18 protein-coding genes are annotated in these 13,673 nt (G+C 35.4%); 14 read left to right on the forward strand and 4 right to left on the reverse strand.

From position 1 onward, the window contains the following. Positions 1 to 40: 40 nt before the first annotated feature. Positions 41 to 580 carry a carbon monoxide dehydrogenase gene (locus AC3IS5_RS03620; RefSeq protein ID WP_489426606.1) on the reverse strand — a complete coding sequence of 180 codons (540 nt, stop codon included), beginning with the start codon at positions 578 to 580 and terminating at the stop codon, positions 41 to 43. 190 nt (positions 581 to 770) lie between these two features. On the opposite strand from AC3IS5_RS03620, the gene AC3IS5_RS03625 reads away from it, so the two are divergent. From AC3IS5_RS03625 to AC3IS5_RS03665, 9 genes are all read left to right on the forward strand, one after another. Next, positions 771 to 1,202, forward strand: coding sequence for a hypothetical protein (locus tag AC3IS5_RS03625; RefSeq protein ID WP_489426607.1), 432 nt, complete (start codon positions 771 to 773; stop codon positions 1,200 to 1,202). Positions 1,203 to 1,965: 763 nt separating this feature from the next. Beyond that, the gene (locus AC3IS5_RS03630) at positions 1,966 to 2,193 is read left to right on the forward strand and encodes a hypothetical protein (protein ID WP_489426608.1); all 228 of its coding nucleotides are present in this window, start codon (positions 1,966 to 1,968) and stop codon (positions 2,191 to 2,193) included. Positions 2,194 to 2,233: 40 nt separating this feature from the next. After that, positions 2,234 to 2,359, forward strand: a complete 126-nt coding sequence (locus AC3IS5_RS03635) for a hypothetical protein (RefSeq protein WP_489426609.1) — start codon at positions 2,234 to 2,236, stop codon at positions 2,357 to 2,359. Between the two features lie 132 nt (positions 2,360 to 2,491). After that, complete coding sequence (locus tag AC3IS5_RS03640) at positions 2,492 to 2,851, forward strand: hypothetical protein (protein WP_489426610.1); 360 nt, start codon at positions 2,492 to 2,494, stop codon at positions 2,849 to 2,851. 591 nt (positions 2,852 to 3,442) lie between these two features. Continuing rightward, entirely contained in the window at positions 3,443 to 3,610 is a 168-nt protein-coding gene (locus tag AC3IS5_RS03645) for a hypothetical protein (protein ID WP_489426611.1), read from the forward strand. A gap of 176 nt (positions 3,611 to 3,786) precedes the next feature. Continuing rightward, positions 3,787 to 3,924: a hypothetical protein gene (locus tag AC3IS5_RS03650; RefSeq protein WP_489426612.1), complete on the forward strand. Its 138-nt coding sequence runs from the start codon at positions 3,787 to 3,789 to the stop codon at positions 3,922 to 3,924. Between the two features lie 72 nt (positions 3,925 to 3,996). After that, on the forward strand, positions 3,997 to 4,905 hold the full coding sequence (locus AC3IS5_RS03655; protein WP_489426613.1) for an EamA family transporter: 909 nt from the start codon (positions 3,997 to 3,999) through the stop codon (positions 4,903 to 4,905). Between the two features lie 117 nt (positions 4,906 to 5,022). Then, entirely contained in the window at positions 5,023 to 5,541 is a 519-nt protein-coding gene (locus AC3IS5_RS03660; protein WP_489426614.1) for a sigma-70 family RNA polymerase sigma factor, read from the forward strand. Next, a complete protein-coding gene (locus AC3IS5_RS03665) occupies positions 5,534 to 6,853 on the forward strand; it encodes a DUF4179 domain-containing protein (RefSeq protein WP_489426615.1) in 1,320 nt (439 codons plus the stop codon). Before AC3IS5_RS03660 ends, AC3IS5_RS03665 begins: the two co-directional genes overlap by 8 nt. A gap of 48 nt (positions 6,854 to 6,901) precedes the next feature. Here the strand turns inward: AC3IS5_RS03665 and AC3IS5_RS03670 are convergent, their stop codons facing one another. Further along, the gene (locus AC3IS5_RS03670; protein ID WP_489427813.1) at positions 6,902 to 7,741 is read right to left on the reverse strand and encodes an alpha/beta hydrolase; all 840 of its coding nucleotides are present in this window, start codon (positions 7,739 to 7,741) and stop codon (positions 6,902 to 6,904) included. A gap of 268 nt (positions 7,742 to 8,009) precedes the next feature. Between AC3IS5_RS03670 and AC3IS5_RS03675 the strand changes: the two genes are divergently transcribed. Further along, positions 8,010 to 8,471, forward strand: a complete 462-nt coding sequence (locus AC3IS5_RS03675) for a hypothetical protein (protein ID WP_489426616.1) — start codon at positions 8,010 to 8,012, stop codon at positions 8,469 to 8,471. Positions 8,472 to 8,486: 15 nt separating this feature from the next. Beyond that, positions 8,487 to 8,936 carry an OsmC family protein gene (locus tag AC3IS5_RS03680; protein WP_489426617.1) on the forward strand — a complete coding sequence of 150 codons (450 nt, stop codon included), beginning with the start codon at positions 8,487 to 8,489 and terminating at the stop codon, positions 8,934 to 8,936. An 84-nt stretch (positions 8,937 to 9,020) separates the two neighbouring features. Here AC3IS5_RS03680 and AC3IS5_RS03685 read toward each other — a convergent pair whose 3' ends face one another. Continuing rightward, on the reverse strand, positions 9,021 to 9,605 hold the full coding sequence (locus tag AC3IS5_RS03685; RefSeq protein WP_489426618.1) for a DJ-1/PfpI family protein: 585 nt from the start codon (positions 9,603 to 9,605) through the stop codon (positions 9,021 to 9,023). A 140-nt stretch (positions 9,606 to 9,745) separates the two neighbouring features. On the opposite strand from AC3IS5_RS03685, the gene AC3IS5_RS03690 reads away from it, so the two are divergent. The 3 genes from AC3IS5_RS03690 (at position 9,746) to AC3IS5_RS03700 (ending at position 13,101) form a co-directional block, all read left to right on the forward strand. Continuing rightward, positions 9,746 to 10,186 (forward strand): Lrp/AsnC family transcriptional regulator, encoded by a 441-nt coding sequence (locus AC3IS5_RS03690; protein ID WP_489426619.1) that lies wholly within the window; start codon positions 9,746 to 9,748, stop codon positions 10,184 to 10,186. Between the two features lie 338 nt (positions 10,187 to 10,524). Continuing rightward, on the forward strand, positions 10,525 to 12,012 hold the full coding sequence (gene hutH, locus AC3IS5_RS03695) for a histidine ammonia-lyase (protein WP_489426620.1): 1,488 nt from the start codon (positions 10,525 to 10,527) through the stop codon (positions 12,010 to 12,012). 201 nt (positions 12,013 to 12,213) lie between these two features. Further along, positions 12,214 to 13,101: a 5'-3' exonuclease gene (locus AC3IS5_RS03700; protein ID WP_340705770.1), complete on the forward strand. Its 888-nt coding sequence runs from the start codon at positions 12,214 to 12,216 to the stop codon at positions 13,099 to 13,101. On the opposite strand, the gene AC3IS5_RS03705 is transcribed toward AC3IS5_RS03700, so the two are convergent. Next, positions 13,084 to 13,605 carry a C39 family peptidase gene (locus tag AC3IS5_RS03705; RefSeq protein ID WP_489426621.1) on the reverse strand — a complete coding sequence of 174 codons (522 nt, stop codon included), beginning with the start codon at positions 13,603 to 13,605 and terminating at the stop codon, positions 13,084 to 13,086. The two genes, AC3IS5_RS03700 and AC3IS5_RS03705, sit on opposite strands and share 18 nt — an antisense overlap. Positions 13,606 to 13,673: the final 68 nt, after the last annotated feature.

Here is a 13,673-nt window from a genome sequence, read left to right on the forward strand (position 1 = left end):
TTAGTTGAAGAAGGTTCCTAATGGTCTTTAACTGAATTAGTTATCCAATTGAGTTAGCTATTCGAACTAATGTTTCAGGTGTTACTGTGTTGGCTACTTTATTATAAATTCCAAGCATATACTGCAAATTATTTTTTTCAAAGACAAAAAAATTAAAATATTGTGATTCGAAATAAATCCCTTTTGTACCATCTTGAAGAGTATACTTTTTACCTTCAAAGTCCAATTTATTATTTAATGAACGAATATCGATTTTAAATATATTTTTTTTAATATCTTTATTTACAAACATTATGTGCAAGGCACTATTTAAATTATATTCCTTGTCTACATAAAATTGACCGAAATTATGTGTGAAAGAAATAGAAGGCATAATTGTAGGCAACTTTACTTCATATTTATAATGATTTTCAAATTCTTTAACCGCGTCTTCTACTGATTTATATCCGGCTTCAGTAATTTTTTCCTCAAAAGAAGGAGGAGTATCGTTCAGATTTGCATTTACTGTGCCATAATACAACCCACAAATTAGTATACTAAATAAAACCAATAGAACAGGAATACTTTTATTCAATTTCATCACCCTAAATTATATTTAGGTTTAGTTTGTCCTGTTTAGTTACAGTAATTCCTTAACGTTAATTGAATAAGAATCTGTTCCACACTGCTTAAAATATGATGCTAAAATGACTATTTAACCAAAGAACTAAATATGAGTTGAGACATAGTATGGTACAGATATGAGTATTATAGTTTTGGAGGGGATAACGATGAAAAAAATCACTTGTACAATTCTATTTAGTTTTGGTTTTCTTTTAATTCCTAGTTCAATCTTAGCTAAAGACACTAATTCGGAAATGTTGACATCTAAAGATACTAGCACTACAGGGAATGTAATTCAGAAATTCGAAGCAGATAATGGAGATTTAAAAGAGATTCTAAAACGCGAAATGGCTAAAGCGGCGAAGAAATATAATTCAGATTCAGTTGCAGCAATATTAGAAAGCCCAGCTGGTATTGAAGTTTATAAATATGAAGTAGATGCAGATAAAGCAGATTTAGAAAAAAAATATAGTGCCATTGCAGTAATGTTACCTAATTCTGCCGGAAATACAGTTTATAAGTACGAGTCACTTAATGGAGATGTATCTTTAGAAGAAGTTCAAAAACATTTAATTTCAGGATTAGAGAAAAAATATTAAATCAAAAAGGTTAATTCTTTTGGATTATTACAACTTAATATGAATTTATTTGAATCCGAAAAGTAGTCTTTGTAAAGTTTATCTTTACCTGCGAAAGCGGGTTTTTTTGTTTGTTTTTTGAACTCTCAAATATCAACAGTTGTGAGTGGGGCTATCCAGTAAAGCAAGAACAAGGGGTGGCGGTCAATCAAAAGTAACAATCAAAACGGTGTGCTGTGAAAAGGGAAGAAATAGCCACTTAAAAGCCACCCCATATAAAGACCGTACCCAGCCCGTACACGGATAAGGATAGAAGGTATCAATACAAGGTAAGACAGAACAAGGACGGACACAGGGCATAAGAGACCCAAACAAACAGCCCTACTCATAGTGACCACTGGACACAGGACGGACAACAGCAAACAGAAAGAAACAAGAACAGAATGAACGGTTGTGACAAGTAGGGAAGAACCCAATTGATAGGGAAGGTATGACTGTATTCTTTTTGATAGGCTATAAGGGTATACCATGGGGCTGGGGGGTGTATATAGGGCTGTCTGGCACTTGGAAAATATACACACCATTTTAAAAACTTTTTGGGGTCAAAAGTGTGGCTACACGCGATTCTAAGTGATTTAACTTTCACTTGATGGGTAAGTGTATTACTCGATTCGTTTCACAGCGTTTTAGGCGAAGGGTGCATCAGATTTTTGCTATAATTGGGTAGCCATTTTAGAAAAAAATAATTTCACCAATTTTTTTAAAACACCTTAGGGGGATTACTATGACTGATAAAGAAAGAGAACAAGAACAATTTGAAAAGTTATTTGCGGAAATTAAATTACTGGAGAAAAACGTAAATGAATTAAACAGTGGTATGAAGGAATTTCGTTCTGAATTTAATGGGCGTATGGACGGAATTGAAAACAGATTTAGTAAGGTAAATGAAAAGCTAGATAATATCATTAAAAAAACTGACAAAATCATTGAAAAAGGGAGACCGCTGCTATGACAAAAATGACTGCTGAACAGATATTAAAAGCAAGGATGAAATGGACAATGGGGAACGCATAAAGCTATTAACAGCGTTGTCAGAAAAGCATTTTGGGAGAAAGCCGACTATCGAAGAAATAGCCGAATTAAACTATAAGGCTTTTTATGGTGATGACGAGGACTAATAAGGATAGGCTGTTTTCAAAATGGTTGTTGTTATTCAACAAAAAGGTAGGTCAGTTGAACAGTGGATTATCAATACTAGCTGGGAATTTGTATAAATCATCGAAAAAAATTTAAGGATGTAGAGAGAAGTTATGAGGGGTAGACCAGAACTAAAAATAGAAGCAGAAAAAATTTATAAAACGAAGAAGAACGCTAATGGAATGTTTGTAGCACGGATTATCCAGATACCTAAAGAAGAAGAAAAGCTAGATTTTGTTTTAGTGGTTCAAAACCGAAAAAACAAGCAGATTACTTATACAGAAATCTTGGTAACAACAAATAATGATTATGATTACTTTCGGTCAGCACGGGGAAATCTTGAATGGGTGTCCTTGTATGCAGTTGGAGTATGGGACAAAAGTGGTCATAAATTAGTGGAAGTAGCAGCTTTAACAGGTAGGGAAAATTACCGTATTTCTGATGAACATTGTTCAGCATATCGGAACAGATGAAAAGTTTTAATCTTAAACCCTTAGACACTGTTGAAATGTCCTTTTTTCACAAACGGAGGCTATAGGTGGGTTTCTGTTTGCGAAATATAGTAAAACAGCCAAGTTAAATAAGATTCTCTTTTTATTTTGCGGAAATGAGATATAATGTTTAAAGTAGGTTTTATAAACCAAGTTTAAATTAAATGTAATACACCTTAACTATATAAATAAAGTATGGACTGCCACCTGAGTCACCGGCAAGAGATTTCCAGGTTAGCGTACAGGACGCCTGTTTGTCGGCATAATGCTACGTGAATTGCGAATAGGCAAACTACACGCGTAGACGCTGAAGTATTGGAGTCTTTGGACGCGGGTTCGACTCCCGCCGTCTCCATATGAAAGACAAGAAAAACCGTTGAGGAATCAACGGTTTTTTGTTTTTGAAAAAAATATTTGGATTGAAAGAACTTTGATTGCTGAAAAAACAAGATTAAATAAAGCACAAATAGAGAAAGCTGTAGCCACAATTAAAACCAATGAACAAGAAAGGTTAGGTGGCTACCGATGGAATTAGAGAAAAAACTATATTGCTACAATTGCAAGGAAGAGACCGTGTATCAAAAAAGACGTAATAATAACACGTATATGGAAAGTCATTGCAGAGAATGTGGTTGTTTTGAATGGCAGAATAGAGCTGTAGAAAGTGAAGTAAAGAAATGGGCAGAGTATAATTTAGTAAAAGGTATACCGAACTTTGAAGAAGTACAGCGAATTATTTAAGCTAATTGATTAAATATATCTTTTAAAAACATTTCATAGGCACAATAACCAGCCCTCTTAAATTAACTTTTAAGAGGGCTTAAAGTCCTTGGGTAATTGGAAGCGCTATTATGAAAATACTTATTGTCAATGGGTGAAAAAATACATACAATTAGACAGAACGGAGGTATTTCTACATGAAAAAAGCTTATTTAGCAAACGGTCTGTTCAGTTTAGGCAATCTATTTGTTAATGGACTTAATATACAGAATGGTGAAATTGCTACTACGAAGCAAGAAGTAACCAAGGCTTTCAAAATGCATTACTCTCCATAATTTTAATTGTTATTTACCTTATTATTCTTTCAAAATTACTAGGTTACCATTAAAAAGGAGTTTATTTAGATTATGTGGTTTTTATTTGCAATATTAACATGGCTCTCATGGGGAGCAGCGAACTTATTTTACAAAAAGGGCTCAGATTCAAATGACAAAAATAGTCATATCAAAATAACGATTATGGTTGGTCTTGTTATGGGGATTCACGCAACGATCTATATGTTCGTGAAAGGTTTAGAATTCCATCCTCAAGATATGTTAACGTATTTACCTGTTTCAACATTGTACATTGTTTCAATGGTTTTTGGTTATGTTGGATTACGTTATTTAGAATTATCCATTGCAGCGCCAGTGCAAAATGCTTCAGGTGCGGTTACAACGATATTATTATATATGTTCTTTCCACAAGAAGTTACTTGGATACATTTTGCAGGTATCATTGCTATTACAGCCGGCGTTATTTGGATTGCTGTTATTGAAAAGCAACAGGACGATGCATTATTACGTTCTCAAAAAGTCAAAATCGAACGTAAATATCAATTTGGATTTTTCGCAATGTTATTCCCGATTTTATACGCATTAATAGATGGGGTTGGAACTTTCGCTGACGGTATCTACTTGGATGAGTTAACAATCATGACTGAAGATGCAGCGCTACTAGCATATGAATATACATTCTTTATCGTAGCAATTGTATGCTTTATCTATCTTCGCTTTTATAAAAAAGTGAAATTTAATGTATTTAAAGAGCGTGATCGTACATATGCAGCGGTTTTAGAAACGATTGGTCAGTTCTTCTATGTGTATGCAATTTCAGCATATGCGTTTATTTCAGCACCAATTATTTCTTCATACTGTATTTTCTCAATTATACTATCGCGTATTTTCTTAAAAGAAAAACTAACAAAGAAACAATATTTCGTCATTGCAATTATTATGCTAGGTATTGTCATCCTTGGTCTTGCCGACGAATTATAATTGTAAAACGTCAATCGAAAAATCGATTGGCGTTTTTTTTGTTATATTTAAAAATAGGATGAACTTTTTCTTTACTACTATGTCTAATACATACAAAGCCCGAAACGAGGTGAAAGGATGGAACCACAAGAGCTAGCGCAACAAGCGATTAAAGGTGATGACACTGCTTTTTTAGCTATCATGCAGTTGTATAAGAATGATTTATACCGTACTGCCTATGCCTTTCTAAAGAACGAACATGATGCGATAGAAGCTGTTCAGGAAGTAACAGTCCGAGCCTATCAAAAAATTCATACGCTAAAGGAACCAGCCTATACAAAGACGTGGCTCATCCGCATAATGATGAACTATTGTCAGGATCAAATAGCAAAGAATAAACGCTTTACATCAACTGAAAAGCTACAAGAAATTGCAACAATGGATGACACACGTTTCTTAGAATTGAATGAAGCAATGGCCTCCTTATCTAAAAAAGACCAACAACTCATTACATTGAAATACTTCCAAAATACGAAGATAAAAGACATTGCCATACTTGAAAATATACCTGAAGGCACAGTGAAATCGAGATTATATAAAGCATTACAATCATTGCGGACGTTTTGGTCAAAGGGAGGAGAGAATACAGATGTATGAAAAGGAAGAAGCTAAATTACATGACATGCAAAAGGATTTAGAGAAATTATCAATTCCTGAGGATGAGCTTAATCAAGCAATTCAGCAAGGGATGCAAATTGCAAAGACTTCGGAACGTAGAAAGAAGCGCTCATTTAAACGCATTGCTTGGTCCATTTCAATTGCAGCACTTCTTTTTATCACATTCGTTACATCTATTCGAGTTTCCCCAGCCTTTGCCAAAACCGTTGCGAGTATTCCAGGGTTGGAACGTTTAGTTGATTTAATCCAGTACGATAAAGGTCTTCAAGCAATAGTTGATAATGAATACTATGAAGCAATTGGTGTATCGCAAACAAAAGATAATATAAAGGTTACGATTGATGGGGTCATTGTTGATGAGTCAGGTATGGTCATATTTTATACTACTGAATCACCTAAAAAATTACGTTCTGGAGATTATGGAAGTATTGAAATTTTTCATAATGGAAAAAGTCTCGTAGGTTCAACAGAGTATGGTAATCCAGATCAAGAGAATAAAAAATATCGAACAGATGAAATAACCTTTACATTTGCTGAACAGCAAAAATATAGTTCTAAAGAGTTTGAACTGAAACTAAATTTAAGGAACGAGCAAAAAACGAGTTTTAGTATTCCGTTCACACTTAAAAAGGACATTCAAAAAGGAAAAGTGTTCACAATTAATAAGGAAATAATAATGGATGGACAGAAAATTGTTATAGAAGATATTATTCTCTATCCATTACGTGTTGCTGTTAATATGACATTTGATCAGCGCAATACGATGAGAATATTAAATTTTGAGGATATCCGAATTGAAGATGAGCGTGGGGAAGTCTGGGGGAGTATTAAGAATGGAATTACAAGTTTTGGAGGAAATGACGATCATCAAAGAACTTTCTTCTTACAAAGCAATTTCTTTAAACAGCCTAAGAATCTGTATTTAAAATTTGATAGAGTTCAGGCATTACCAAAAGAAGACGCTTATATAATTGTTGATCTAGAAAAGAAAAAAGTATTGAAACGTTCATATCAAGACAAGGTGGTAGTTACTAATATATCCGAGCATTCTATAAAAGCAAAAATGAAAGTGAAGAATGGAGATAAACATTTTGGATTAATCTATAAAGTAAAAGATGCCAATAACAAACAAATTGATACATCCTCAATAGCTTCGTGGTTTGATGATGAAAATAATGAAGCCAATTGGGAAGTAGAATTAAAACCGCAAAAAATAGCCAATCCAGTGAAATTTTATTTCAGCGATTATCCAAACTATTTAAAAGGAAGCACATCCATCCAAATCAAATAAATTAAACAAAATGCCTAACTTCTCCATTAAGAGAAATCTAGGCATTTTTTATTTAGAAAATTTATCTAAAAAAATAATAAGTTCTTCAAATGTATGCTCGGCCTGTTTTGTGTTCATCATAAATTGATATTCATGACCTAAAACAGCTTCGTCCTTATCATAAAAAACGCTAGTTACAGGGACGTTTAGTTTAGTAAGTTTTTCTGCCAATGCTTTACCTTGTTTTTCGAAAGAACCTTCGTTACCGTCTGTGATGAAAGCAGGTACATAATCTGCTGAAACGTGGTCAATAGTAGAAGCAAACTTAGTTGTTGGATGGTCGAGCCAGTTTCGCTCACCGATATATGCCCAGCCTACACGTTTGAAAATGAAATTTATTAATTTACTATCACTGGATGTACCAAATTCTTGAATATCATATGGTCCACAAAATAGTAAGGCACCTTTAATCGTACTGGTTGGAACTACCGCTGTAAGCTTAGCCATTTCAGAGTATTCCTCATTGACCTGAACATTCACATACTGACTTGCCATTTGGGCTCCTGCAGAGTCACCTGCGATATAGAGTTGATCAAGGTCAAGTTTATACTTGTCAGCATTTTGTTTCATGTAACGATAGACTTCGTCGATTTGCTGTAATGGTGTCGGGTATTTAACTCCAGGAGCGAGCTCGTAATTCATATTAACTACAGCATAGCCGCGGCTTGCAACCTGAACTGCGTATTCTGTAATGTCTCCTTTATCACCAGCAACGAATGCACCTCCATGAATCCATAAAATTACGGGTACATGTTCTGATGTATCTTTGGGAACAATGATATCAAGGTAACCGTCTTTATACTTAGAATCATAATCGATAGTATTCCAGCTCTTTGTCTTTTTCTCGATGGCATTCTATTTTTCAGGCTAAACTGCTACGCAACCATCAAACATCTTTTTCACTAGATAAGCTGTTGGTTTAGGTGAAAAGAGTACATAGAGTGTAAATAGTAATAGGAATTGTTGTGAAAACGAAATTGCCTGTCCGGTGTTTCTTCGATAGAGTGACCAGTTTTCCTTCTATCAATCTGCATTCTATTATGGCATAATTTGTCGTGGGCTTCGAATGCTTTTCTATTGAAAATAGGATTTATAAATTTTTTGAGGTGAAACATAAATGTATAAGAGAAAACGACTTTTACAAGGAATACTTGTAATTTCAGCATTAGAGATGCTGTATTATCACTTTATAGGGAAACAATATCTTTTTATAAATGGTCTAGGAGATATGCCATACTACATTATTGGCGGTAATGTATTATTGTTTGTAGCTTATTTTATATTGGTTGAGAAAAGTAATATTAGAAAAAAGAATGCACTTATCATTATTGCATATGCACTTTTAATCATAGCTCCGTTCTATTTCCAAAAGCATGTACCGAGTTTTAATGTAGATGATGCAGCGCAAATTATTTCGCGAACTGAGGGCGGAAAAGTTGTGAAGGACCGCAAATTTAGCGGAACGATTGTCGACTATTCTGGGCTAGAAGTATATATCATTACGCTTGAAAAAGATAAAGTAGTTTCGCGTTATGCATTTGATCCATATACTGAAAAATATTATGCCTTTGCGAATTAGAAATGAGGTTTGAACATGGCAGAACATAGTTTTCATTTGACTGCAAATTGGCCAGGTGGTCGTAATGATGTCGGCACAATCGCATCAGGTCAATTACAAACAAAAGTATCTATTCCCCCTGAAATGGACGGGCCAGGTATTGGCACTAATCCCGATGAGCTGCTGTTAGGAGCTGCTGCGACTTGTTATATTATTACACTAGCCGCAATGCTTGAACGATCAAGTATTAATGTAGAGAGCCTATCGATGCATTCTGAAGGAATCGTTGATGTAACGAATGGCGTCTTTACTTATAAGAAAATTATTCATAAACCAGAAATCACCTTACCAAGTGGCACAACGGTACGAGATGCTACTTTAACGCAAAAGCTTGCAGAAAAAGCAGAAAAAACTTGTATGATCAGTAAGGCAATTCAAGGGAATGTAGCAATTGAGTTGCAAGTGCATTTAATAATAGAAGAGTAAGATGAGCTGCTAAGTATTCGCTAAAGTCGATTACTTAGCAGTTTTTTTATGAATTGAAAACACATCTGCTTAATTTACTTTTGATTAGGCAAATCCCATGAGGTCTTTCACATGATGTGTGTTTTCTTTTGACGTTAGCATTTCAAGCAATAGGAATGCGACATCAAAAGCAGTACCGGGATTTGATGATGTAATGATATGGCCATCTTGAACAATTCTCTCATTTTGTACATTTACGCCAAAATTCTTTAACTGTTCTTTTCTTATACTTGTTGGGTGAGCGTAAGTCGTAGCTTTTCTATTTGTTAAAATGCCACTTTTACCAAGTGCTAACGATGCTACACAAATACTAGCGATAGGCTTTTGTCTTGCATCAAAATGACGGATTATGTTTGAGAAGGATTCACTAAATGCATCGTCATAAAAGCCGGCCTCTTCAAAACCTCCTGGAATAGCTAATGCATCAAATGCATCTAATTGAATATCATTAATCGTTTTTTCAGGGACAACGTTGAAATTCCATGTGCAAGTTAATTTATTTCGAAGGCCAACTGTCGCAACCTCAGTCGAGCCGTCGCCTTCCCATTTGTTCCAACCAAGCACATCTGTAAATACGCTAGCCTCTACTGCTTCAAAGCCATCTGCTAATAACAATAATATTTTTTTCATTTCTTAAATCCCTCCAATATCTTTATTTTAATTAAATAAAAAGTTATATTACATAAGCTGAAAAAGGATATTTCTTTAATTAAATTTATATTATAAGGATTTTGAGTTATTCTATTTAATAAAAAAAGGTGAGTGAAAAAATGGATCAAATAGATAAAAAGATAGTAAGGGAATTACAGTTAAATGCCAAAATTTCTATGAAAGAATTAGCAGAAATCGTTCATTTATCGGCTCCTGCAGTTATTGAGAGAGTTCGAAAGTTAGAAGAACAGCAAATAATTGAGGGTTATCATGCAAATGTTGCATTGAAAAAAATGAACCGTCCAATGCGTGCGATTATTTTGTTCGAGTCAAAGGACTGTAAAGCATTAGCGAATTTTTGTCATAATCATCCGGATGTACTTGAGTGTTACCGAGTGGCAGGAGAGATTAGCTATATTGTTAAAATAGCAACGCATTCTGTAGAGAGTTTAGAGCAATTTATCGATGACTCCATGCAATACGGCACACCTTCAACAAATATTGTGTTATCTTCGCATGAAAAGAAGGTAATAGAACGATTTATAGTGGAAGAGAAATAATTAAAGGGGTGTCATCGAAAGTAAAGTTTTCTTGAAGTTATTAGGCGCTCGGTAAAAAAGGTACTATTTAGTCTCTATCATAATCCTGTATAAAAAATATAGAAACTTGATAAAAGTTTATTGTTATTCAGCGACTTTATCCTGCTAAAATACTACATTGATAGCACATGAGAAATTTTTACTTTTTTACAAAAAGTACTTAATTTCAGACTGATTTTATGTAGAATGAATGTAGTATATAAGGAAAATTTCTGATTCAGTTCGTCTTCTTGAAGTTGTTTAAAAGGGCGAAAAGCGTACTGGAATTTTCACGATGATAAAGAGGAAGTGACTGTTGAATGATTACATTAGACGGAAAGAACCTATCATTGGCGGATTTAAATATCATTCTAAATGATAACGTCAAAGTTGAATTAGATAAAAATGCGATAGAGCTTGTTAAGAAAAGCCGTTTAGCTGTTGAGAAAATTGTTCGTGAAGACCAAACTGTCTATGGTATCAATACAGGTTTCGGTAAATTTAGTGATGTGAAAATTGCAGAAGAGGATACGCGAAAACTTCAACTCCATTTAATCCGCTCACATGCTTGTGGTATAGGTGCGCCTTTTGCTGAAGTCGTTTCTAGAGCAATGGTCGTTCTTCGCTTGAATGCATTGTTAAAAGGTTTTTCTGGCATTCGTTTAGAAGTGCTAGAACGTCTTGCATATATGGTAAATAACCGAATTCATCCAGTCATTCCGCAGCAGGGATCACTAGGTGCATCAGGTGATTTGGCTCCATTATCACATTTAGCTTTAGTATTAATTGGTGAAGGGTTTGTCTGGCAGAAGAATGAGCAAGTTCCAGCGGCTGATGTTTGGCAAACTCATAATTTGGAACCGATTACATTAGAGGCGAAAGAGGGCTTAGCATTAATAAATGGCACCCAAGCAATGACAGCTCAAGGCGTTGTCAATTATTTAGCAGCAAGGAAATTGGCTTATGACAGTGAATGGATTGCAGCAATGACGATGGAGTCCTTATTTGGAATTGTCGATGCTTTCCATCCATCAGTTCATGAGGCACGTGGCTATCAGGAGCAAATGGATGTCGCGGAGCGTATGCGTAATTGGTTAGATGGTAGTCAATTAGCGACTAAACAAGGGGAGAAGAGAGTACAAGATGCTTATTCTCTACGTTGTATTCCGCAAATTCACGGGGCTAGCTGGCAAGTACTCAATTATGTGAAAGAGAAGCTTGAAATTGAAATAAATGCGGCTACCGACAATCCGCTTATTTTCGATGATGGTGATACAGTCATTTCTGGAGGGAATTTCCACGGTCAACCCATCGCGTTTGCTATGGATTTCTTGAAAATTGGTATGGCTGAATTAGCAAACGTATCTGAACGTCGAATTGAACGTCTCGTAAATCCTCAGTTAAATGAAGGATTACCAGCATTTTTAAGTCCACAACCAGGTTTGCAATCTGGAGCAATGATATTGCAATATGCAGCAGCAAGTCTTGTATCTGAAAATAAAACATTGGCGCATCCAGCATCCGTAGATTCTATTCCATCTTCAGCCAATCAAGAAGATCATGTCAGTATGGGAACCATAGGCTCAAGACATGCCTATCAAATAATTGAAAATGCTAGAAGAGTGTTAGCAATAGAAGCTATTTGTGCAGCACAAGCAGTTGAATATAGAGGCGTAGAGCAAATGTCTAAACCCCTTTATACTAAATGGCAAGAAGTGCGCGCAGTTGTACCTACAATTAATGAAGATCGAATTTTTAGTGAAGATGTAGAAAAGCTTGCTGATTGGTTATCTCCAGCTAGCCATTAAACAGTCAAAAAAACGCGTCTATTTAGTAGCAATTATCTGCTAATAATAGAAGCGTTTTTAAATATGTATATTCATTTAATCCTCCTTACATATCTATTCATATTTACCCATAGAACGCACAACATACTCATTCTATCTAGATATTTGTTATAATGAATGCTTAATAGATATTAAAGTGAACAGATTGAGAGGATATATATAATGAATGAGCAACCACATATTTTAGTAGTAGATGGAATGGCACTGTTATTCCGTTCGTTTTTTGCAACAGCCCCGATGAACCAGTTTTTTAGAAAAGCAGACGGTACACCGACAAATGGAGTACAAGGTTTTGCACGTCATGTTTTGACTGCACAATCGATGATGAAACCGACTCATTTGGCCATATGTTGGGATATGGGTGTACACACTTTCCGAAATGACCTATTTGATGGCTATAAAGCAAATCGTCCGAGTCCACCAGATGAATTGAAGCCGCAATTTGATATGGCGAAGGAAGTATCAGAAATGATAGGCTGGAAAAACTTTGGTGAAGTAGGAATGGAAGCAGACGATACAATTGGTTCAATCGTTGAAAAATGGAAGAATGATGCGAAGATAACAGTTGTCAGTGGCGATAAGGATTTATTACAGTTATTAAATCCTTCAACTACGATTGCCTTAACGAAAAAAGGTTATACAGAATACAATGTCTATGATGTTCAACGTTTTGAGGAAGAATATGCAATTGCACCTGCATTATTTGCGGATGTTAAAGCATTTATGGGCGACTCAAGTGATGGTTACCCAGGTGTTAAAGGAATTGGCCCTAAAACTGCGTTGAGCCTCATCCAAAAATACGGCTCAGTGGATGGTGTTTTAGCTGCGATAGATGAGCTTAAACCAGCACAACGTTCGAAAATCACAGAATATGAAGAAATGTTAAAGCTGTCACATCAACTGGCGAAAATTCATACAGAAGTGCCTATTCATGCAACAATTGATGATTTATCATTGCCGTCACTAACGCAAGAGAAGCTTGATCAATTAACGATGGATGGTTATTCACTGATTTCACGCCATGCAAAATCATTATTCCCGAATGGTTAAAGGCGTCATCTTTACAAAGCTAAGCACTTTTTGATTGGCTTTATAGGAGACCTCACGTATTTGACTATCACGATTTTGTCCACCATTATCATGGATGATGAGGATGACATCGTCCTCAACCTCTTCATAACCAATGAGCGGCACCCAGTGATAGGCGTATGTGGGCTTTAAGCAAAAATGAAAAGAAAAATATTTATCAAACTTCATTGCAACCGGTCTTCCCGCGCGCAATTCAAACAAAGCATCATGAAAGCTACAGCTCTGAATAGACCAATCAGGCCCAACTATTTTCCGCATATTATGAATGAAGCGGTATTTAAAAAGGCCAATTGGTGTTGTTCCTAGCTGTTTATAAAGCTGATTGATGCTTTTTGTTTTTTCATGAGGGAATAGATAATCTAACATGACAGCAGCGGTTGTTGGTCCACATGCAGAATTCCGCCATTGCTTCCTCACATTATCGGCATGTTGGGATTGACCATTTACGGGTAACTGAATGCGCATATAATTCACCTCCATGAAAAGAATGTATGAATCTATACGCGATAGGATTCCGCTTGTAGATACCTATA

The organism is Viridibacillus sp. KH_047 (assembly GCF_057838945.1).